This window comes from Kitasatospora purpeofusca (assembly GCF_036010405.1).
Classification (GTDB): domain Bacteria; phylum Actinomycetota; class Actinomycetes; order Streptomycetales; family Streptomycetaceae; genus Kitasatospora; species Kitasatospora purpeofusca.
This window is the reverse complement of sequence record NZ_CP108561.1, coordinates 2,131,099-2,153,790: the sequence shown is the minus strand read 5'-3', so window position 1 is coordinate 2,153,790 and position 22,692 is coordinate 2,131,099. Positions and strand designations below refer to the sequence as shown.

6 protein-coding genes and 1 pseudogene are annotated in these 22,692 nt (G+C 75.7%); 6 read left to right on the top strand and 1 reads right to left on the bottom strand.

All coding sequences use genetic code 11. The annotated features are described in order from the left end of the window. Positions 1 to 14: 14 nt before the first annotated feature. The 4 genes and pseudogenes from OG715_RS09290 to OG715_RS09275 all read left to right on the top strand — a co-directional run. A pseudogene (locus OG715_RS09290) lies at positions 15 to 13,568 on the top strand (amino acid adenylation domain-containing protein); the annotation flags it as partial. Further along, entirely contained in the window at positions 13,565 to 14,860 is a 1,296-nt protein-coding gene (locus OG715_RS09285; RefSeq protein WP_266275639.1) for an MFS transporter, read from the top strand. The pseudogene OG715_RS09290 and the gene OG715_RS09285, both read left to right, overlap by 4 nt. 61 nt (positions 14,861 to 14,921) lie before the next feature. Continuing rightward, the gene (gene ddaH / locus OG715_RS09280) at positions 14,922 to 15,734 is read left to right on the top strand and encodes a dimethylargininase (RefSeq protein ID WP_266275641.1); all 813 of its coding nucleotides are present in this window, start codon (positions 14,922 to 14,924) and stop codon (positions 15,732 to 15,734) included. 226 nt (positions 15,735 to 15,960) lie between these two features. Further along, positions 15,961 to 16,185 carry a hypothetical protein gene (locus tag OG715_RS09275; protein ID WP_266275643.1) on the top strand — a complete coding sequence of 75 codons (225 nt, stop codon included), beginning with the start codon at positions 15,961 to 15,963 and terminating at the stop codon, positions 16,183 to 16,185. Between the two features lie 115 nt (positions 16,186 to 16,300). On the opposite strand, the gene OG715_RS09270 is transcribed toward OG715_RS09275, so the two are convergent. Then, on the bottom strand, positions 16,301 to 19,504 hold the full coding sequence (locus tag OG715_RS09270; RefSeq protein ID WP_266275645.1) for an AfsR/SARP family transcriptional regulator: 3,204 nt from the start codon (positions 19,502 to 19,504) through the stop codon (positions 16,301 to 16,303). 346 nt (positions 19,505 to 19,850) lie between these two features. Here OG715_RS09270 and OG715_RS09265 point away from each other — a divergent pair, with 346 nt between their 5' ends. Then, entirely contained in the window at positions 19,851 to 20,957 is a 1,107-nt protein-coding gene (locus tag OG715_RS09265; RefSeq protein WP_266275647.1) for a hypothetical protein, read from the top strand. A gap of 146 nt (positions 20,958 to 21,103) precedes the next feature. Next, positions 21,104 to 22,615 (top strand): hypothetical protein, encoded by a 1,512-nt coding sequence (locus OG715_RS09260; RefSeq protein WP_266275648.1) that lies wholly within the window; start codon positions 21,104 to 21,106, stop codon positions 22,613 to 22,615. Positions 22,616 to 22,692: the final 77 nt, after the last annotated feature.

Sequence of the window (22,692 nt, the reverse complement as noted above, 5' to 3'; positions counted from 1 at the left end):
GCAGAGGAAGCACCGTGATCCCGGTTTCGTACGCACAACAGCGTCTCTGGCTGATCGACCAGATCGAAGGGCCGACCGCGCTCTACAACCTGCCGTTCGCGGTCCGCCTGCGCGGCGCGCTCGACCTCGACGCGCTGCGCGCCGCGACGGCGGACGTGGTGGCCCGGCACGAGGCCCTGCGCACGGTGTTCCCGGTGGACGGCGAGGGCGTGCCGGTGCAGCACATCCTGCCGTCGGCGGAGGCGGGCACCGCCTTCACGACGGTGGAGTGCGCGCCGGCCGACTACGCCGCCCTGCGGGACCGGGCCGCCGCCCACACCTTCGACCTGAGTGCCGAAACGCCCTTCCGGGTCACGGTCTTCTCGCTCACCCCGACAACTCCGTCCGGGGACGACGGCGCGGACGCCGTCCCCGAGCACGTGCTGCTCCTCGTGCTCCACCACATCGCCGGTGACGGCTGGTCGCTCGGCCCGCTGCTGCGCGACCTCGCCGCCGCCTACACCGCCCGCCTCGCCGGCGCCGCACCGGACCGGGAGCCGCTCCCGGTCCAGTACGCCGACTACGCCCTGTGGCAGCGCGAGCTGCTCGGCGAGGAGTCCGACCCGTTCAGCCTGATGAGCCGTCAGCTCGACCATTGGAGAGGAGTCCTGGCCGGTCTGCCGGAGGAGCTGGAGCTGCCGGTGGACCGCCCCCGGCCGCCGGTGCCGACCGGTGCCGCCGACGCCGCCCCGTTCACCCTCGGCCCCGAACTGCACACCGCACTGGCCGAGTTGGCGCTCCGCCAGCGGTCCACCCTGTTCGCCGTCCTCCAGGCCGGCCTGGCCGCGCTGTTCACCCGGCTCGGCGCCGGCACCGACATCCCGCTCGGCACCGGTGTGGCCGGCCGCTCCGACGAGGCCCTGAACGACCTGGTCGGCTTCTTCGTCAACACCCTGGTGCTGCGCACCGACACCTCCGGCGACCCGTCCTTCGCCGAACTCGTGGGCCGGGTCCGGGAGGCCCAGCTGGACGCCTTCGCCCAGCAGGACGTGCCGTTCGAGCGGCTGGTCGAGGAGGTCAACCCGGCCCGCGCGCTCGGCCGCCACCCGCTGTTCCAGACCCTGCTGGTGCTGCAGAACCACGAGGAGGGCGAACTCGGCCTGCCCGGGCTGGAGTCGTCGCCCGAACCGCTGGGCCTGCGGGTCGCCAAGTTCGACCTCAACATCGGCATCACCGAGCGGCACGACCGGGACGGCACCCCGGCCGGCCTGGAGGGCTCGGTCGAGTACGCGGCCGACCTGTACGACCGGGCCACCGTCGACACGCTGTTCGCCCGCTTCGGCCGGCTGCTGGCCGCCGCGGCCGCCGACCCCGGGGCGCCGATCGGCACCCTGGACATCCTCGCCCCCGAGGAGCGCGCCCGGCTCGCCGAGGACTGGAACGCCACCGCCGCCCCGGTCCGCACCGGCTCGCTGCCCGGGCTGTTCGCGGCACAGGCCGCCCGCACCCCGGACGCGGTCGCCCTCGCCCACGACGGCGGCGAGGTCGGCTACGCCGAGCTCGACGCCCGCGCCAACCGGCTCGCCCACCACCTGATCGCCTCCGGCGTCGGCCCGGAGTCCCCGGTCGCGCTGCTGATGGAGCGCTCGGTGGACCTGGTCGTCGCCACCCTCGCCGTGCTCAAGGCGGGCGGCTGCTACGTGCCGATGCACGCCGGCCTGCCGCCCGAGCGGATGACCGCCCTGCTCGCCGACACCGCCGCGCCCGTCCTGATCACCGACCGCGCCGAGCCCGGCTTCGCCCACGAGGCCGTCGTGGTCCGCCCCGGCGACGAGGCCGGGGCGCCCGACCACGATCCCGGCCTGCCCGTCCACCCGGACCGGCTCGCCTACGTGATGTTCACCTCCGGCTCCACCGGCACCCCCAAGGGCGTCGCGGTCCGCCACCGCGACGTGGTCGACCTCGCCGACGACCGCCGCTGGCGCGACGGCCGGCACGAGCGGATCCTGCTGCACTCCCCGCACGCCTTCGACGCCGCCACCTACGAGCTGTGGACGCCGCTGCTGCACGGCGGCACCGTCGTCGTCGCCCCGCCCGGCACCATGGACGCGGAGGCCCTGCACACCGTCGCCACCCGGCACGGCGTCACCGCGGTCTTCCTCACCAAGGCGCTGTTCGACCTGGTCGCCGAGCAGGCCCCGGAGACCTTCCGCGCCCTGCGCACGGTCTGCACCGGCGGCGAGGCAGCCTCCGGCACCCTGATGCGCCGGGTCCTGGAGCACTGCCCCGACCTGCTGCTCGCCCACGTCTACGGGCCCACCGAGGCCACCACCTTCGCCACCCACCACCACCTGCTCCCGGCCGACCTGGACGGCGCCCGGGCCCCGATCGGCGGCCCGCTGGACAACATGCGCACCCACGTCCTGGACGCCCGCCTCCAGCCGGTGCCGCCCGGCGTGCCCGGCGAGCTGTACATCGCCGGGGCCGGCCTGGCCCGCGGCTACTGGCGCCGCGCCGCGCTGACCGCCGAGCGCTTCGTCGCGGACCCGTTCGGAACCGGCGGCAGGATGTACCGGACCGGCGACCTGGTGCGCCGCCGGGCGGACGGCGCGATCGAGTTCCTCGGCCGGATCGACGGCCAGGTCAAGCTGCGCGGCTTCCGGATCGAGCTCGGCGAGATCGAGGCCGTGCTCTCCGGCCACCCCGCCGTCCGCCAGGTCATCGTGGTCGCCCGCGAGGACCGCCCCGGCGACACCCGGCTGGTCGGCTACTGCGCCGTGACCGCCGAGGCCCTCGACGGTCGGCCCGAACTCGCCGCCGAGCTCAAGGAGTTCGCCGCCGCGACACTGCCCGGCTACATGGTGCCCTCCGCCGTGGTGGTACTGCCCGCGCTGCCGCTGAACGCCAACGGCAAGGTCGACCGGCGCGCCCTGCCCGCCCCCGAGCTCGGCACCGACCCGGCCGGCCGCGCCCCGCGCGACGAGCGCGAGCGGGCCCTGTGCGCGCTGTTCGGCGAGATCCTCGGCATCGAGGACATCACCGTCGACGACGACTTCTTCGCCCTCGGCGGCCACTCGCTGCTCGCCACCCGCCTGGTCGGCCGGGTCCGCGCCGACCTCGGCGCCGAACTCGCCATCGGCGACCTCTTCCAGGCCCCGACCGTCGCCGCCCTCGCCGCCCGGCTCGCCGACGGCCCGGCCCGCCCGGCCCTGCTCCCCGAGCAGCGCCCCGAGCACCTGCCGGTGTCCTTCGCCCAGCGCCGCCTGTGGTTCCTCGGCAAGGCCGAGGGCCCCGCCGCCACCTACAACGTCACCCTCGCCCTGCGGCTGTCCGGCCCGCTCGACACCGCCGCTCTGGAACGCGCCCTCGGCGACGTGGTGGCCCGGCACGAGTCGCTGCGCACCGTCTTCACCGAACTCGACGGCGTGCCGCACCAGCGGGTCCTGGACGGCCCGCCCGGGCCGCTGCTCACCGTCACCGACCGCCCCGCGCAGGACCTCGTCGGCCACCTCTTCGACCTGGCCGAGGACGTCCCGCTGCACGCGTACCTGTGCCCCGAGGGGCCCGAGGAGCACGTGCTCACCCTGGTGCTGCACCACATCGCCGGTGACGGCTGGTCGCTGCGCCCGCTGTTCCGCGACCTCGCCGAGGCCTACACCGCCCACCGCGACGGCACCGCCGCCGAGCCGCGTCCGCTGCCCGTCCAGTACGCCGACTACACCCTCTGGCAGTACCGGCTGCTCGGCGCCGACACCGACCCCCGCTCCCTGCTGTCCCGTCAGCTCGACCACTGGCGCGAGGCCCTGTCCGGACTGCCGGACGAGCTGCCGCTGCCGCTGGACCGCCCCCGCCCGCCGGTGCCCACCCACCGCGGCGACGTCGTCGAGCTGGACCTCGACGCCGCCCTGCACGCCCGGCTCGCCGAACTGGCCGGCCGGCACGGGGTCACCCTGTTCATGGTGCTCCAGGCCGCCTGGGCCACCCTGCTGCACCGCTTCGGCGCCGGGGACGACGTCCCGATGGGCACCCCGCTCGCTGGGCGGCTCGACCCGGCCCTGGACGAGCTGGTCGGCTTCTTCGCCAACACCCTGGTGCTGCGCACCGACCTCAGCGGCGCACCGAGCTTCACCGAGCTGCTGGGCCGGGTCCGGGACGCCGACCTGGCCGCCTACGCCCACCAGGACGTGCCGTTCGAGCGGCTGGTCGAGGAGCTCAACCCGGCCCGCACCCTGGCCCGGCACCCGCTGTTCCAGGTGATGATCGCCTTCGACAACACCACCGGCGGCGGTCCGGAGTTCCCCGGCACCCGCGCCGCGTACGAGCCGCTGGGCCTGCCCACCACCCCCTTCGACCTGACCCTCAACCTGTCCGAGCGCCTGGACCGGGACGGCTCCCCGGCCGGCCTCTCCGGCGGCCTGGAGTTCGCCGTCGACCTGTTCGACCGGGCCACCGCCGAACGGCTCGCCGCCGCGCTGGCCGGCCTGCTCGACCAGGTCGCCGAACGGCCCGACCGCCCGGTCGCGGAGCTGGACGTGCTCGGCGCCGAGGGCCGCGAGGACCTCGCCCGCTGGCACGACACCGGACGCCCCGGCGCCGAGCCGCTCCTCCCCGCCGCGTTCGCCGCCCAGGCCGCCGCCACCCCCGACGCCACCGCGCTGGTCTTCGGCGAGCAGCGGCTGAGCTTCGCCGAGCTGGACGCCCGCGCCAACCGGCTCGCCCAGGGCCTGGCCGGCGCCGGGATCGGCCCCGAGTCCCTGGTCGCGCTCGCCGTGCCCCGCTCCGCCGAGTCGATCGTCTCCCTGCTCGCCGTGCTCAAGGCCGGCGCCGCCTACCTGCCGCTGGACTCCGACTACCCGCGCGACCGGCTGGCGGGCATGCTCGCCGACGCCCGCCCGGCCGCCGTGCTCAGCACCGACGCCTGGCCGCTGCCCGAGGTCCTGGCCGGACACACCGTGCTGCCCGCCGACGCCGAGCCCTGGGCGGAACTGCCCGCCGACGAACCGGAGGTGGAGCTCGGCCCCGAGAACGCCGCGTACGTCATCTACACCTCCGGCTCCACCGGCCGCCCCAAGGGCGTCGTGGTCCGCCACGGCGGCCTCGCCCACCTGCTCGCCTTCCACCGCGCCGGGACCCTCGCCCCCGCCCAGCAGGCCCACCCGGGGCGGCGGTTCGCCTTCGCCGCGACCGCCTCGCTGTCCTTCGACACCTCGCTCGAAGCGGTGCTCTGGATGGTCGCCGGCCAGGAGCTGCACCTGCTCGACGACGACCTGCGCCGCGACGCGGCCGGCATCGTCGGCTACCTGGCCCGCACCGGCGCCGACACCCTCGACGTCACCCCCGCCCTGGCCGAACGCCTGGTCGAGGAGGGGCTGCTCACCGTCGCCCCGCCCGCCGTGCTGATGATCGGCGGCGAAGCCTGCGGCCAGCAGCTCTGGACCACCCTGAGCGCCGCGCCCGACACCGTCGTGTTCAACCTGTACGGGCCGACCGAGTGCACCGTCGACGCCCTGCACCACCGCCTCGGCGGCGCCGTCGCCCGCCCGGTGATCGGCCGCCCGCTGCCCAACCTGCGCGCCCACCTGCTGGACGCCCGGCTGCGCCCGGTACCGGTCGGCGTCCCCGGCGAGCTGTACCTGAGCGGCCCCGGCCTGGCCCGCGGCTACCTCGGCCGCCCCGCGCTGAGCGCCGAACGCTTCGTCGCCGACCCCTACGACACCGGCCTCCGGATGTACCGCACCGGTGACCTCGCCCGGCGCCGCTCCGACGGCACCGTGGAGTACCTCGGCCGCACCGACCACCAGGTCAAGGTGCGCGGCTTCCGGATCGAGCTCGGCGAGATCGAGGCCGTGCTCACCGCCCACCCCGGCGTGGTGCAGGCCGCCGTGCTGCCGCACCAGGACGGCACGGCCGGCACCCGGCTGGTCGCCCACCTGGCCGTCGCGGCCGGCGCCGACCCGGCCGCGCTCGACCTCGCCTCGGTGCGCGCCCACGCCGCCGCCGCCCTGCCCGACTACATGGTCCCGGCGGCCTTCACCGCCCTGGCCGCGCTGCCGCTCAACGTCAACGGCAAGATCGACCGGGCCGCCCTGCCCGCCCCCGACTTCACCGCCGCCGCCGGAGGCGGCCGGGCCGCCCGCACCCCGCGCGAGCAGATCCTCTGCGGCCTCTACGGCGAGATCCTCGGCGTGCCGGAGGTCTCCATCGACGACGACTTCTTCGCCCTCGGCGGCCACTCGCTGCTCGCCACCAAGCTGCTCAGCCGGGTCCGTGCCACCCTCGGCGCCGAACTCGGCATCCGGGACGTCTTCGAGGCCCCGACCGTGGCCGGCCTGGTCGAGCGCCTCGACGGCGCCGACGCCCGACCGGCCCTGACCGCCGGCCCACGCCCCGAGCGGCTGCCGCTCTCCTCCGCACAGCGCCGGCTCTGGCTGCTCGACCGGATGGAAGGCCCCTCCGCCCTCTACAACATGCCGTTCGCGCTGCGCCTCACCGGCCTGCTCGACCGGGACGCGCTCACCGCCGCCCTGACCGACCTGGTCGCCCGGCACGAGAGCCTGCGCACCCTGGTCGCCGAGCACGAGGGCGAGCCGTACCAGCGGATCCTGACCCCGGCCGAGGCCGCCGTCCCGGTCGAACTCCTGGACTGCGCACCGGAGTCCGTCGACGCCGAGGTCGACCGCGCGGGCCGCCGCCCGTTCGACCTGGCCGCCGAACCGCCGGTGCGGGTCACCCTGCTCCGGGTCTCGGAGTACGAGCACGTGCTCGTCGTCGCGCTGCACCACATCGCCGGTGACGGCTGGTCGATGGGCCCGCTGCTGCGCGACCTCACCGAGGCCTACACCCTGCGCCTCGGCGGCGAGCCGCCGCTGCTCGAACCGCTCGCCGTCCAGTACGCGGACTACGCGCTCTGGCAGCGCGAGCTGCTCGGCGACGAGGCCGACCCGCAGAGCCTGGTGTCCCGCCAACTCGCCTACTGGCGCGATACCCTGGCCGACCTGCCGGAGGAGATCGCGCTGCCGGCCGACCGCCCGCGCGGCGCCCGGGCCGACCACCGCGGCGACCGGGTCGCGCTGCCGATCGACGCCGGACTGCACGCCGGACTGGTCGCGCTCTCCCGCGAGCACCGGGTCACGATGTTCATGACCCTCCAGGCCGCGCTGGCCGCGCTGCTCACCCGCCTCGGCGCCGGTACGGACGTGCCGATCGGCTCGGTGGTCGCGGGCCGCTCCGACGAGGCGCTGGACGAGCTGGTCGGCTTCTTCGTCAACACCCTGGTGCTGCGCACCGACACGTCCGGGGACCCGGGCTTCGCCGAGCTGCTGGGCCGGGTCCGGGAGACCGGCCTCGGCGCCTTCGCCCACCAGGACGTGCCGTTCGAGCGGCTGGTCGAGGAGCTCAACCCGGCCCGCTCGCTGGCCCGGCACCCGCTGTTCCAGGTCGCGATGGTGCTCCAGTCCACCGACGAGGGGGAGTTGGAGCTGCCCGGCCTGGAGGTCGAGGCACTGGCCTCGGACACCGGGGTCGCCAAGTTCGACCTCAACGTCACCCTGGAGGAGTTCTTCGGCCCGGACGGCGCGCCCGCCGGTCTGGACTGCGCGATCGACTTCGCCACCGACCTGTTCGACCGGGAGACGGTGGAGGCGGTCGCCGCCCGCTTCGGGCGGCTGCTGGCCGCCGTGGTGGCGGACCCGTCGGCGCCGATCGGCCGGGTGGAGCTGCTGGACGGCGCCGAGCGCGCCGCCCTGCTCGCCCCCGCCGCCGCCCTGCCCGCCGACCTCCCGCTCGTCCCGGCCGCTTTCGCCGCCCAGGTGGCCGCGACCCCGGCCGCCACCGCCCTGGTCTTCGGCGGACTCCGGCTCAGCTACGCCGAGTTGGACGCCCGGGCGAACCGGCTCGCGCACGGCCTGCTGGCCGCCGGCATCGGCCCGGAGTCCGTGGTCGCGCTCGCCCTGCCCCGCTCGGCGGAGACCGTCGTCGCCCAACTCGCCGTACTCAAGGCCGGCGCGGCCTTCCTGCCGCTGGACGCCGAGTACCCGCTGGAGCGCACCGCCCACATGCTGGCCGACGCCCGCCCGGCGGCCGTGCTCAGCACCGGGGACTGGCCGCTGCCCGAGGCGCTGGAGGGCCAGACCGTCCTGCCCGCCGACGCCGACGCCTGGGCGGAGCAGCCCGCCGGGGCCCCGCCGCTGCGGATCGGGGCGGCCCACGCCGCCTACGTCATCTACACCTCCGGCTCCACCGGCCGTCCCAAGGGCGTGCTGGTGAGCCACGGTTCGATCGCCGCCCTGCTGGCCCAGCACCGGGCCGAGACCTTCGCCGGGGCGGAGCGCCGGCACGGCCGGCTGAGCGTCGCCCTGACTGCCTCGCTCTGCTTCGACGCCTCCTGGGACAGCCTGCTCTGGATGGTCGCCGGCCACGAACTGCACCTGATCGGCGACGAGTTGCGGCGCGACGCGGCCGCGCTGGTCCGCCATGTGCGCGGCGCCGGTATCACCGTCGTCAACGTCACCCCCTCCTACGCCGAACAGCTGCTCGCCGAGGGCCTGTTGGAGGAGGACGGCGAGGACGGTTCGGCCCCCGGGGTGCTGCTGCTCGGCGGCGAGGCCGTCGGCCAGGCCCTCTGGACCAGGCTGCGGGAGACCCCGCAGCTCACCGGCCACAACCTCTACGGCCCCACCGAGGCCACCGTCGACACCCTGGTCCAGTCCTTCGCGGACTCCGAGCGCCCCTCCCTCGGCCACCCCGTGCTCGGCACCCGCGCCCACGTCCTGGACGAGTACCTGGCGCCGGTCCCGGTCGGCGTGCCCGGCGAGCTGTACCTCACCGGCCACAGCCTGGCCCGCGGCTACCTCGGCCGCCCGGCGCTGACCGCCGAACGCTTCGTCGCCGACCCGTTCACGCCCGGCACCCGGATGTACCGGACCGGCGATCTGGTGCGCCGCACCAGGGACGGCGGGATCGACTACCTGGGCCGCACCGACCACCAGGTCAAGATCCGCGGCTTCCGGATCGAACTCGGCGAGATCGAGCAGGCGCTGACCCGCCACGAGGCCGTCCGGCAGACCGTGGTGACCGTGCACGAGGGCACCGACGGCGACCGCCGACTGGTCGCCCACTGCGCCACCACCACCGCTTCCGCCGCCGATCGTGCTGCCGAACTCGCCCAGGAGCTGCGCCGGTTCGCCGCCGATTGGCTGCCCGCCCACATGGTCCCGGCCGCCGTCGTCCCGCTCGACGCGATGCCGCTCACCGGCAGCGGCAAGGTCGACCGGCGGGCCCTGCCCGCCCCCGACTTCGCCCTCTTCACCGGCGGCCGCGCCGCCCGCACCGCCCGCGAGGAGATCCTCTGCGGCCTCTTCGGCGAGGTGCTCGGCGTCGAGCGGGTCTCGATCGACGACGACTTCTTCGCTCTCGGCGGCCACTCGCTGCTCGCCATGAAGCTGGCCGCCCGGGTCCGCGCCACCCTCGGCACCGAACTCGGCATCCGGGACGTCTTCGAGGCCCCGACCGTGGCCGGCCTCGCCCAGCGGCTGGACGGCGGTGCCGAGGCCGGGCCCGCGCCGACGGCCGGCCCGCGCCCCGAGCGGCTGCCGCTCTCCTCCGCGCAGCGCCGGCTCTGGCTGATCGACCGGATGGAGGGTCCCTCCGGCCTCTACAACCTGCCGCTCGCGCTGCGGATCGGCGGCCCGCTCGACCCCGCCGTCCTGGCCGCCGCCCTGAACGACGTGGTGGCCCGGCACGAGAGCCTGCGCACCGTGATCGCCGAGCAGGACGGCGAGCCGTACCAGCGGATCGTCCCGGCCGCCGAGGCCCTGGTCCCGTTCGAGCACCGCACCGCCCCGGCGACCGACCCGGCGGCGGAGGTGGCGGCCTTCGCGGACCTGCCCTTCGACCTCGCCGCCGACCTGCCGCTGCGGGCCCTGCTGCTGCCCGCCGGCGACGGCGCCCAGGAGCGGGAGGAGACGCAGGAGGGGGAACAGGAGCACCTGCTCGTCCTCGTCCTGCACCACATCGCCGGTGACGGCCGCTCGATGGAGCCGCTGCTGCGCGACCTCGCCGCCGCCTACGCGGCCCGCCGCGACGGCACCGCCCCCGCACTGCGCCCGCTGCCGGTCCAGTACGCCGACTACGCGCTCTGGCAGCGCGAGCTGCTCGGCGACGAGGCCGACCCGCAGAGCCCGGCCGCCCGGCAACTCGCCCACTGGCGCGAGGCACTGGCCGGACTCCCGGAGGAGATCGCGCTGCCGGTGGACCGCCCCCGGCGCGCCGACAGCTCCCACCGCGGCGACCGGGTGGTGCTCCCGCTCGGCGCCGAGCTCCACCGCGGTCTGACCGCCCTGGCGCGCGAGCACCGGGTCACGATGTTCATGACCCTCCAGGCCGGCCTGGCCGCGCTGCTCACCCGCCTCGGCGCCGGTACGGACGTGCCGATCGGCTCGGTGGTCGCGGGCCGCACGGACGAGGCGCTGGACGATCTCGTCGGGTTCTTCGTCAACACCCTGGTGCTGCGCACCGACACGTCCGGGGACCCGGGCTTCGCCGAGCTGCTCGGCCGGGTCCGGGAGAGTCAACTCGGCGCCTTCGCCCACCAGGACGTGCCGTTCGAGCGGCTGGTCGAGGAGCTCAACCCGGCCCGCTCGCTGGCCCGGCACCCGCTGTTCCAGGTGATGCTGCTGCTGGAGGGCGCGAGCCAGGGCGCGACCGGCGGCGACGCCCCGCTCGACCTGGCCGGGCTCCCGGCCGCGATCGAACCGGTCGGCGGGTACGTCGCCAAGTTCGACCTCTCCGTCGGCATGGGGGAGTCCTTCGACGCCGACGGCGCCCCGGCCGGTCTGGAGTGCGCGATCGACTTCGCCACCGACCTGTTCGACCGGGAGACGGTGGAGGCGGTCGCGGCCCGCTTCGGTCGGCTGCTGGCCGCCGTGGTGGCGGACCCGTCGGCGCCGATCGGCCGGGTGGAGCTGCTGGACGGCGCCGAGCGCGCCGCCCTGCTGGCCCCCGCCGCCGCGCTGCCCGCCGAGGTCCCGCTGCTGCCCGCCGCGTTCGCGGCCCGGGCCGCCGCCACCCCGGAGGCCACCGCCCTGGTCTTCGGCGAGTTGCGCCTGAGCTTCGCCGAACTGGACGCCCGCGCCGCGCTGCTGGCCGAGCGCCTGCGGGCGGCCGGGGCCGGTCCCGGCACCGTGGTCGCGCTGGCCCTGCCCCGCTCGGCGGAGACCGTGGTCGCCGTGCTGGCCGTCCTGCGCTCCGGCGCGGCCTCGCTCCCGCTGGACGCCGAGTACCCGGCCGACCGGACGGCGGCGATGCTCGCCGACGCCGCGCCCGGGCTCGTGCTCACCGACGAGGGCTGGCCGCTGCCGGAACTGCTCGCCGGCCTGCCCGTCCTCCCGGTGCGCGGCCCCCGCCCGGAGGCCGCCCCGGCCCCGGCCGCCGCGCCGGACCCGGCGGACGCCGCCTACATCGTCTACACCTCCGGCTCCACCGGCCGCCCCAAGGGCGTGGTGGTCGGCCACGGCTCGATCGCCGCCCTGCTCGCCTCGCACCGCGCGCCCACCGGCCCGATCGGCGCGGGCGAACGGGCCGGCGGACGCCGCCGGGTCGCCCTGACCGCCTCGCTCTGCTTCGACGCCTCCTGGGACGGCCTGCTCTGGCTGGTCGCCGGCCACGAACTGCACCTGGTCGGCGACGAGGTCCGGCGCGACGCCGCCGCGCTCGTCCGGCACCTGCGCACCGAGCGGATCGACGTCCTGGAGGTCACCCCCTCCTACGCCGAACAGCTCCTCGACGAGGGCCTGCTCGACGCCGCCACGCCGCAGGGCCCGGCCCCGACCATGGTGCTGCTCGGCGGCGAGGCGGTCGGCCAGTCCCTCTGGACCAGGCTGCGCGAGGCCCCGCACACCACCGCCCACAACCTCTACGGCCCGACCGAGTCCACCGTCGACGCCCTGGTCCAGCCGTTCGCGGACTCCGAGCGACCGTCGCTCGGCCACGCCGTGCTCGGCACCCGGGCCCTGGTGCTGGACGAGCGTCTGGAACCGGTCCCGGTGGGTGTGCCCGGCGAGCTGTACCTGAGCGGTCCCGGCCTGGCCCGGGGCTACCTGGGCCGCCCGGCGCTGACCGCCGAGCGCTTCGTCGCCGACCCGTTCACGCCCGGTACCCGGATGTACCGGACGGGGGACCTGGTGCGGCGCACCAGGGACGGCGGGATCGACTACCTGGGCCGCACCGACCACCAGGTCAAGATCCGCGGCTTCCGGATCGAGCTCGGCGAGATCGAGCACGTGCTGACCCGCCACCCCCGGGTGCTGGCCGCCACCGTGACCGCCCGCGAGGACGGCGCCGCCGGCCTGCGCCTGGTCGCCCACGTCGTCCCCGACCAGGGGAGGGACCGCGCGGCCGGACCGCTGGACCCGGCCGAACTGAGGGCCTTCGCGGCCGAGTCGCTGCCCGGCTACATGGTCCCGGCCGCGGTCGTCCTGCTCGACGCCCTCCCGCTCACCGCCAGCGGCAAGGTCGACCTGCGGGCCCTGCCCGCCCCCGACTTCACCCTGCTCCCGGGCGGCCGCGCGCCGCGCACCCCGCGCGAGGAACTGCTCTGCGGCCTCTTCGCCGAGGTGCTCGGGGTCGATCGGGTCTCGATCGACGACGGCTTCTTCGACCTCGGCGGCCACTCGCTGCTGGCGATGAAGCTGCTCGGCCGGATCCGCGCCGCCCTCGCGGACGAGCTCGGAGAGCGCGCCGACCTCGGCATGCGGGCCCTGTTCGAGGCCCCGACGCCGGCCGGTCTGGCCCGCCGCCTGGAGGCCGCGGCCGACCGGGGCCCCGACGCCCCGGACGGCTCCGACGCCTTGGACGTCCTGCTCCCGCTGCGGACCGGCGGCGGCAAGGCCCCGCTGTTCTGCGTCCACCCCGCCGCCGGGATCAGCTGGGTCTACTCCGGTCTGCTGCGCCACCTCGACCAGGACCGGCCGGTGTTCGGCCTCCAGGCCCGGGGCCTGCGCGGCGGCTCCCCGGACTCCGTGACCGGGATCGCCGCCGACTACGTGCGGGAGATCCGCGCCGTCCGCCCGCAGGGCCCCTACCACCTGCTCGGCTGGTCGTTCGGCGCGGTGGTCGCCCAGGAGATGGCCGTCCAGCTCCGGGCGGCCGGCCAGGAGGTGGGCCTGCTGGCCCTGCTCGACGGCCTCCCGGCCGGCCCGGCCACCGAGGAGGCCCCGGCGTCCGACGACCCGGTGGAGACCCTCGCCGAACTGCTCGCCTCGCTCGGCTACGACCCGGCCGACGGACGCGGGCAGGCCGAACTGGCCGCCCTGCTGGGCGAGGCGGCGGCACTGCTGCCGGACGTCTTCGAGCACCACCGCAAGCTGATGGCCGAGCACGTGCCCGGCCACTACCGGGGCGAGGCCGTCTTCGTCGGCGCCACCGCCGACAAGCCCGCCGACTGGCCCTACGAGGCCGCCTGGGCCCCGTACCTCACCGGCGGGGTCGCCGCCCACCGGATCGACTGCGCGCACGGCGCCCTGACCCAACCCGAGCCCCTCGCACGGATCGCCGCCGTGCTGGCCGAGACGCTGGAGAGTGACCCCCGATGAGCACGAGTACCGTCCCGGTCGAACCGCCCGCAGTGGACGAAGGTCCCCGCCGCAGCCGTTGGGGCCTCTGGGCCCAGGGCAACTTCCGCAAGCTCTGGATCGGTGAGACGGCCAGCGGCCTCGGCACCGCCGTCGGCAATGTCGCCCTCGCCCTGGTGGCGGTGGTGACCCTGGACGCCTCGCCGTTCATGGTCGGCGTGCTGACCGCCTCCGCGTGGGTCCCGTGGCTGTTCCTCGGCCTGCTGGCCGGCGCCTGGGTGGACCGCTGGCCCCGGCTGAAGGTGATGCTGGTCTGCGACCTGCTGCTGCTGGTGCTGTTCGGCAGCGTGCCGGTGGCCGGCTGGTTCGACGCGCTGACGATGGCGCAGCTGATCCTGGTGGCACTGCTGGCCGGCGCGGTGAAGGTGTTCTTCTCCACCGCGTACGGCGCGGTGCTGCCGGCCCTGGTCGCCAAGGACGACCTGCTGGAGGCCAACGTCAAGCTGCGCTCCGGGGACTCGGCGGCGGAGATCGCCGGCCCCGGCCTGGCCGGTCTGCTCTCCCAGGTCTTCGGCGCGGCCAGCGGACTGCTGGCCGACGCGATCACCTACCTGGTGTCGGCGGTCTGCCTGGCCGGCATCAAGGTGGAGGAGACGCCGCCGCCGGTGGCCGAGCGGCGCGGCATCCTGCGCGAGATCGGCGAGGGCGTGCGCTTCCTGGCCGGGGACCCGTTCCTGCGCAACCTCGCCCTGTTCGGCGCGGTCGGCAACCTCGGCCTCAACGGCATCCAGGCCGTGCAGACGATCTTCCTGGTCCGCAGCGTCGGGGTCTCGCCCGGCGGCATCGGCGCGGTCTTCGCGGTGGTGTCGGTCGGCGGTCTGGCCGGGGCCGCCCTGGCCGGGCGGATCGCCCGCCGCTTCGGCACCGCCCGCGGGCTGCTGCTCTGCGAGCTGGTCGCCGCGCCGTTCATCCTGCTGCTGCCGCTGGCCGGCTCCCGGCTGCCGCTCGCGGTGAGCGCGGTCGCCTGGTCGGTCGCGGTCTGCGGGGTGATCGCCGGGAACGTCCTGGCCGGCAGCTTCTACCAGTCCTACTGCCCGCCGGCGATGATCGGCCGGATCAGGGCCAGCGCCTCGACCGTCAACTTCAGCGCCATCCCGGTCGGCGCCCTGCTCGGCGGCTGGCTGGGCGAGGTGCTCGGCGCCCGCACCACCATCTGGATCATGGCGGGGGTGCTGCTCTCGGCCGGCGCCGTGCTGCTGGCCGGCCCGCTGCGGGCCCGCCGGGACTTCCCCGAGCGCCCGGCCGCCGCCTGATCCTGCGCCCCATCCCCTTGTCACGTACCGATCGCCCCGCCCTCACCCTCGGAGCCCCGCCATGACCCGCACCGCCCGCCCGCGCCGCTACCTGATGTGCCGTCCGACCCACTTCGACGTCAGCTACGCCATCAACCCCTGGATGGACCCGGCCAAGCCGGTCGACACCGCCCTCGCCGTCGCCCAGTGGGAGCGGCTGTACGAGCTCTACCTGGAGCTCGGCCACCGGGTCGACCTGATCGACCCGATCCCGGGCCTGCCGGACATGGTCTACGCGGCGAACGGCGCCACCGTGGTGGACGGCCGGGTGCTGGGGGCGCGGTTCCGCAACACCGAGCGCGCCGCCGAGGGCCCGGCGTACCTGGACTGGTTCCGGGAGCACGGCTTCGCCACCCACGACCCGGCGCACGTCAACGAGGGCGAGGGCGACCTGCTGCTGACGGACCGCTACCTGCTGGCCGGCCGGGGCTTCCGCAGCGTCTCCGCCGGTCACGCCGAGGCGCAGGAGTTCCTCGGCCGCCCGGTGGTCGGCCTGGACCTGGTCGACCCGCGCTTCTACCACTTGGACACCGCGCTCAGCGTGCTCGACGGCGACCGGATCATGTACTACCCGGGGGCGTTCTCGGCCGGCAGCCGGGCGGTGCTGGCCCGGCTGTTCCCGGACGCGGTCCTGGTGACGGAGGAGGACGCGTCGGCGTTCGGCCTCAACGTGGCCAGCGACGGGCTGAACGTGGTGCTGCCGGAGCCGGCCACCGGGGTGGCGGCCAAGCTGCGGGAGCACGGCTTCCGTCCGATCGGGGTGGACCTCTCCGAGCTGCTCAAGGGCGGCGGCAGCGTGAAGTGCTGCACCCTGGAGATCCGCGAGGGGGCCTGACCGGCGGCCGGGGAATCCCCGGTGGCACGGGCTCGAAGCCCTGATCGAAGCCCTGATCAACGCCCTGATCAACGCCCTGATCAACGACGGCGATCGACGCACGGTGCTCGTGCGTCGATCTGCCGTTGAACGCCCCTTGCCATGCTGATCACGTCAGCCCGGGGAGCCCCCCCGGAAGGGCCCGGAACACCCCTTCCCGCCAGGGAAGACGACCCAGGGAGCAGTCATGGCGAAGAACTCGACGAACGGCACCGCCCGGATCCGTCTGGCCGTCGCGGGCCTCGGCCTCGGCACCCTGCTCGCCCTCGGCGTGGCGGTCGGCACCGCGATGGCGGACGGCGCGGCCGGCCCCGCCCAGGGCGGGACCACCGCGCCGACCGCCACCCCGACCCCGACCGCCACGCCGACCAACGGCAACGCCCACGGGGACTGGAACAGCACCGGCTCCTGAGCCCGGCTTTTCGGTCCGGCTCCTGAGCCAGCTCCCAGTCCGTCAGGATCGGCCGAAGGATCCGGCGAAGAACCCCGCGCAGAACCGTTTCTGCCGCCCCGTCACACCACCCCGATCAGGGATCCACCAGCGCGAACGCCGGCTCCGCGAGCAGCCCCGCCACCTCGGCGGCCTCCGGCAGCCCCAGCCGCCGGAAGATCGCGTGGGCCTCCCGCAGCCGCGCCCCCGCCTCGGACCCGCGCCCGAGGTCCGCCAGTGCGCAGCCGAGCACCACCAGCGCCTGCGCCTGGTCCCGCTCCGCCCCCAGCTCCTCGCAGAGCCGCAGCGCCTGCCCCGCGTGGTCGAGCGCCTCGTCCGCCCGGCCCAGCTCGCGGAGACTGTCCGCCAGCCGGTAGCGCGCGTGCGCGGCCCGGTCCCGCAGACCGGCCGCCACCGAGACCGCCAGGCACTCGCCGAACCAGGTCACCGCCTCCTCGTGGCGCCCCAGCGCGTGGTGCGCCAGCCCCAGCACGTACAGCGTGTACGCCCGGCCCGGGTCGTCCTGCCGGGTCCGCAGCTCGGCCAGCGCCTCGTGGCAGATCGTCACCGCCTCGTCGGCCCGGCCGCTGCGCACCCGCGCCAGCGCCGCGTTCACCGTCGTCACCAGCGCGCCGGAGCGGTGCCCGAGCCGGTTGGCCAGCAGCAGCGCCTCGTCGTAGTGGTCCACGGCCTCGTCGTAGCGGCTCAGGAACTGGCAGATCAGCCCGAGGTCGTTCAGCGCCTGCCGCAGGATCACCGAGTCCCCGGCCGCCCGCGCGGCCTCCACGGCCCGCCGGGACGCCGCCTCGGCCGCGTCCAGCCGGGTGGCGGCCAGCGCGACGTTGCCGCGCAGGAAGTGCGCCCGCCCCTCGGCCCGGACGTCGCCGTGCCGGGCGGCGGCCTCGGCCAGCGCGTCGGCGGTCGCCGCGAGCTGACGGCTCGGCGGGGTGAGCACGAACGGGGTGAGCGCGATCAGCAGATCGGTCGCCGCGCGCAGTGCCGCCCCGAGCCCGGCCGACGGGTCGGCGGCGACCTGGGCCGCCAGCGCGACCGCGCCCGCCCGTTCGGCCGTCGCCCACTCGCGGGCCGCGTCCCGTCCGGACAGCGGGACGCCGGGGGAGTGGGCCGGGCCGAGCGCGCCAGCGGCCGGATCGCCCGGCACGGCGTGCTGGAACGCGCTGCACGCGGTGGCCAGCAGGTGGTCCAGCAGCCGGTCCCGGGCGGCGACGGTCTCGCCGTCGTCCTGGTCGGCCCCGCGGTCCCCGCCACTGGCGGCGTCCCCGCCGCCGGTGCCGCTCCCGCCGCCCGGTCGTCTCCGGGCGAACGCGCGGAGCAGATCGTGGTACCGGTAGCGGCCGGGGAACGGCGATTCCACCATCGCCACGTCCACCAGCGCCTCCAGCAGGTCCTCGGCGTCGTACTCGTCGAGGTCCAGCAGCGCGGCGGCGGCCGGCAGGCCGATGTCGGGCCCGTCCACCGAGGCGACCAGCCGGAACGCCCGGGCCTGGTCGGCGGTCAGCTGGCGGTAGCTCAGTTCGAAGGCCGCCGCGACCGCGAGGTCCCCGATCCGCAGCTCGTCGATCCGCCGCCGCTCCACCTGGAGGCGGCGGCTGAGGGTCTCCACCGTCCAGCCCGGCCGGGCGGCCAGCCGGGCGGCCACGATCCGCACCGCCAGCGGCAGGTGCCCGCAGGCCACCACCAGCTCGCGGGCGGCGGCCGGTTCGGCCGCCAGCCGCTCCGCGCCGATGGTGCGTCCGAGCAGGTCGAGCGCCTCCTCCGGCTGGAACACGTCCAGGTCCACCTGGACCGTCGCCGGCAGTCCGGCCGGGCGGGTGCGGCCGGTGGTCAGCACCGCGCAGCCCTCCGCCCCGGGCAGCAGCGGCCGGATCTGCGCCGCGTCCTTGGCGTTGTCCAGGACGAGCAGCAGCCGCCGGCCGTCCACCACCGAGCGGAACAGCGCCGAGCGCGCGTCCAGCCCGTCCGGCACCGCGTCCGCGGAGACCCCGAGCGCCACCAGGAAGCCGCTCAGCACCGCCTCCGGATCGGCCGGGACGGGGTCCGAGCCGCGCAGGTCCACGTACAGCTGGCCGTCCGGGTAGCCGTCCCTGACCCGGTGCGCGACGTGCAGCGCCAGCGCGGTCTTGCCGACCCCGCCCATGCCGACCACGGTCGCGACCACCAGTGCCTGCGGCTGCCCGGGGTCCCCGCCCTCCGCGTCCGGCGCGGTGGCGGCCAGGGCCGCGTGCAGCACCCGGACCGGGGCCGTCCGCCCGGTGAAGTCGGCGGCGTCCGGCGGCAGCTGCGCGGGCCGGGGCGGGGCGCCCGCCGGACGGGCACCGCGCCCGGCCGCCTCGGCCCCGTCGCCCGGGTCCTCGGCCGTCCCGGTCCGGCCCGCCCCCTCCGCGTCGGCCTCCGCCCGTCCGGCGCGGGGGCTGCCCGGCCCGGCGCCGGAGGCTCCGGCCGCGGCGGCGGCGGCGGGCGGCCCGGCCGGGGCGGCGCCCGGCGGCTGCGGCGCGGCCAGCGTCGCGTCGCCCTCCAGGATCCGCCGGTGCAACTGCTCCAGCTCGGCCCCCGGCCCGACCCCCAGTTCGGTGAGGAACAGCTGCCGGACGCCGCGGAACACCGCCAGCGCGTCCGCCTGCCGACCGGCCTGGTACAGCGCCCGCATCAGCAGTCCGTAGGCCCGCTCGTGCAGCGGGTGCTCGGTGGTGAGCGCGGTCAGCTCCGGGATGCACCGCGAGTAGCGGCCGAGCGTGAGGTCCAGGCCGATCCGCTCCTCCAGCAGGGTCAGCCGCAGCTCCTCCAGGCGCTGCCGGTGCCGCTCCGCGAACGGCCCGGGGATCCCGGCCAGCGGCTCGCCCTGCCAGAGCTCCAGCGCCTGGTTGAGCAGGTCGCGGGCGCGCAGGGGATCGGCCCGGGCGGTCCGCTCCGCCTCGGCGGCCAGCGCCTCGGCCTGCTCCGCGTCCACCGCGAACTTGGGCAGGACGAGCCGGTAGCCGTCCCCCATCGACATCAGGGCGCTGCCCGCGGCCTTCTCGCCGCTCTTCCCACCGGCCTTCTCGCCGGTCTTCCCGCCGGGGTCCTCCTCCCCGGCGACCACGGCGTCCAGGACCTTCCGCCACCGCCACGCGTACGTCCGCACGGTGGTCATCGCCGCCCCCGGCGGCTCCTCGCCCCACAGCGCCGCGATCAGATCCGTGGCGCTGGCCGAGTGGCCGGGCCTCAGTAGCAGTACGGCCAGCATGGCCTGCTGCTGTGGGCTGCCCACCTTGAGCGCCGTCGCGCCGCGGTGAGCCCGCATCAGACCCAGTACGGAAAAACGGAGATCGCTCATACTGCCCCCTGCTGCCCCAAGGACAGTGCCCGCCCCGTTCGTGCACATGTCAGATGATATGTGAGTTGTAGACCTCTGATGTTCTTGGCCGCAAGGTCGAGCCCGGTGTCGAGACTCCGTTGAGCCTGTGGTGACCGGGCGTTGACCATTACCGGCAAGAATCACCCTGCCGGGGCCCTCCGGAGACGGTCCGGTCCGCGCCCCTCCTTCACCTCCCGCGACCGGGTACCCCCTGTGCCCGGTCGTGATCGCCCCCGCCCTCGGCCGTCGGCGGCGTGGGGCGCCATGACCATACCTTCGGAGGCGGACGTCCGTGAACACCGCTCTGCTGTACCACCTGCTCGACGTCGACCCGGCCGACGGGCCGGCCGAACTGCTCCACCGCGCCCGCGGCAGCCGTCACCTGCCCCACCTCGTGCTCTCCGCCCTGGCCCGCGAGGACGTCCGGATGGGCGAACCCGCCCGCGCCGAACTGCGCCGCGCCCGCGCCCGCGCCGACCGCTACGCCGGCCTCGCCCTCGACCTGGCCCGGTCCACCGGCGTCCGCGCCATCCACGGCCTCCCGCTGGCCGGCTACTACCCCGCCGACCTGCTCCGGCCCCAGGACGGGCTCGACCTGGTCGCCCCCGGCGAGGCCGCGCTCTGGCAGGCCGTCGTCCGCCTGGTCACCGACCACCCGGTGGAGACCATCGACGTCACCCTGCTCGGCGACCGCCCGCACCACACCGCCGTCACCGTCCGCTGGCCCGCCGAGGACCCGCTGCTCGACCCCTGGTACCGGGTCCGCCTCGCCACGGCCGCCCTGCCCGGCGACTGCGCCACAGTGCCGGTCCGGCCCTACCTGGTCGCGGACGACCACGTCGAGTGCCTCATCGCCCTCGCCGAGGCCCAACTGCGGACGCGGGCCGGAGGCGGGGCCACCGGGGCCGCCGGTGCCGGTGCCGCCGGTGCCGCTGGGGTCGGTGCCGCCGGTCCCCCCGACCCGCTCACCCTGCTCGACCTCTCCTGTCTCACCGACCAGCCCTTCGAACCCGCCGAGACCGCCGCCGTCCTGGCCGCCTACCGCCTCGCCCCCGAGGCCGCCGCCCTGCTCGACCTCGCCGCCCCGCTGCTGCCGCTCGGCACCCTGGCCGCCGTCCGCACCGCCCTCACCCCCGAACTCGCCCCCGAACGCCGCCGCCGCGCCGAGGCCGCCGCCGGCCCCCGACTGCCCGTCCGGCACGGCACCCTGCTGCGCCGCACCGTCATCCGCCACACCTGGGACGAGGCCAGGCTGCTGGGCGCCGGCGACTCCCGCGAGGGCGCCCTGCTGCTCACCCCCGTCGCCGACTACCTGCTCGGCGCCCCCGACGCGTCCCCCACCCTCGCCGACCGCAGCACCGCGCTGGACGCGCTGCACCACTGGGACACCCACTGCTGACGCGTTCCCGGCTCCGTCCGCCTCCCGCGCCGCCGTTCGCCCCCGACCTGCGCGGACCTTCCGCCGTTCCGCCCGCGCGGCCGCGTCGCGCCCCCTACTGTCGACCCACTGGCACGCGGGGGACGACTTCCGAGGGGGAACACACCGTGCACATCCACTGCGACCGCTGCGGGTTCGAGCGGCTCTACACCGGGGCGCAGAACCAGGACGGCATGCCCTGCGTGGTCTGCGGCCTCGGCCGCATGCGCAACGGGCGGCCGGCCCGGGGCTTCACGATCGGGGCCGACTTCCGGCCGGTCCCGCACGACATGGTGGTGCCGAACTACCACGCGGTCCGGACCGGTACCCGCTCCACCCCGAGCGACTTCAACTACTTCGCGGGCATCCACGGCAGCGCCTACCAGGACTTCGTCCAGGAACACACCAGCTACATCGGCGCGTTCACCAACCTGCTGGTGCCGGAGTCCGAGCAGTTCGCCTGGCTCACCCCGTACACCGGCAACAAGCACAACCGGACCCACTTCACCCAACTCGCGCTCGCCCGGGTCGCCCAGGCCAAGTTCGTCGACAACAAGGGCCGACTGCCCCGGCTGATCGAGCCGTTCGTCGGCTCCGGGCAGATCTGGCTCAACTCAGCCTGCTGGGGGAAGGCCTTCACCGGCGGCGTCCAGCCGTTCGCCTCCGTCGTCGCCGGGGACCTCAACCACTACGTCATCGGCAGCTACTGGACCATGCGCCGACTCGGTGCCCGCTTCGTCGACGAGTACCTGAAGCTCGCGCAGGCGTGGGACGCCGATCTTCCCCACCGGTTCGCCCAGTTGATCGAGGAGACCAGGACCGGCAAGGCGGAGCTGGCCCGGGCGGGGGAGGACCCGGCGACGGCGATGATGACCTGCTTCAAGTACATCTGGCTGGTCAACCGCTGCGTCCACGGCACCAAGCTGGGCCCCGGCGGCGCCGTCGTCGCCACCTGCAAGGAGCGCACCGCCGGCGAGCTGGCCGCGCTGCGCGCCCAGGAGCGGGAGCGTCTCGGCGCAGTCCGGGACAAGGTGGTGGGCACCATGTTCGACTTCGAGTGTCGCGACTTCCGCCGCACCTGCGAGCTGGCCGAGCCGGGCGACATCGTCTTCATGGATTGCCCGTTCCCGGCCTTCAGCAACGGCCTGGTGCCCGGCGACGCGGTGTCGCCGGAGACGGCCGACTCCAGGACCGCGAACACCTACGGCACCGGGGACGACGGGGCGGCCTTCCAGAAGGTCATCGTGGACGTCGCCCGCGAGCTCTCCCGGGAGGGCGTCACCGTCCTGCTCTGCAACTTCGCCAACCCCGGTCTGGTGCACGCCTACCAGCGGCTGGTGGCCAACGGGGTGGCGGCCCGGGACCTCAGGAACTACACCTTCACCTACCGCTCGCCCGCGACCACCACCGAGGCGTACCAGCTCACCGTCGTCCCCGGCGCCGGGAACCGCGCCGTGACGGCCGGCCCGCGGCAGATCCTCGCCGACTGGCACCAGCACGGTGGCGACGACGTGCTCGCCGGCGAGTTCTTCGCACCGCGCCAGGAGCTGGACGAGACCGAGATGGACTTCCAGCTCCAGTACGACGCGCAGCAGGAGCGACGCGAACAGGAGGAGGACAGCGACTACGAGCCCCAGTAGGACCCGGTAGGACTGCTCGCCCGGCTCTCCTGGACAGGTGTCCATGTATGCTGGACACCTGTCCAAGAGAGAAGGGG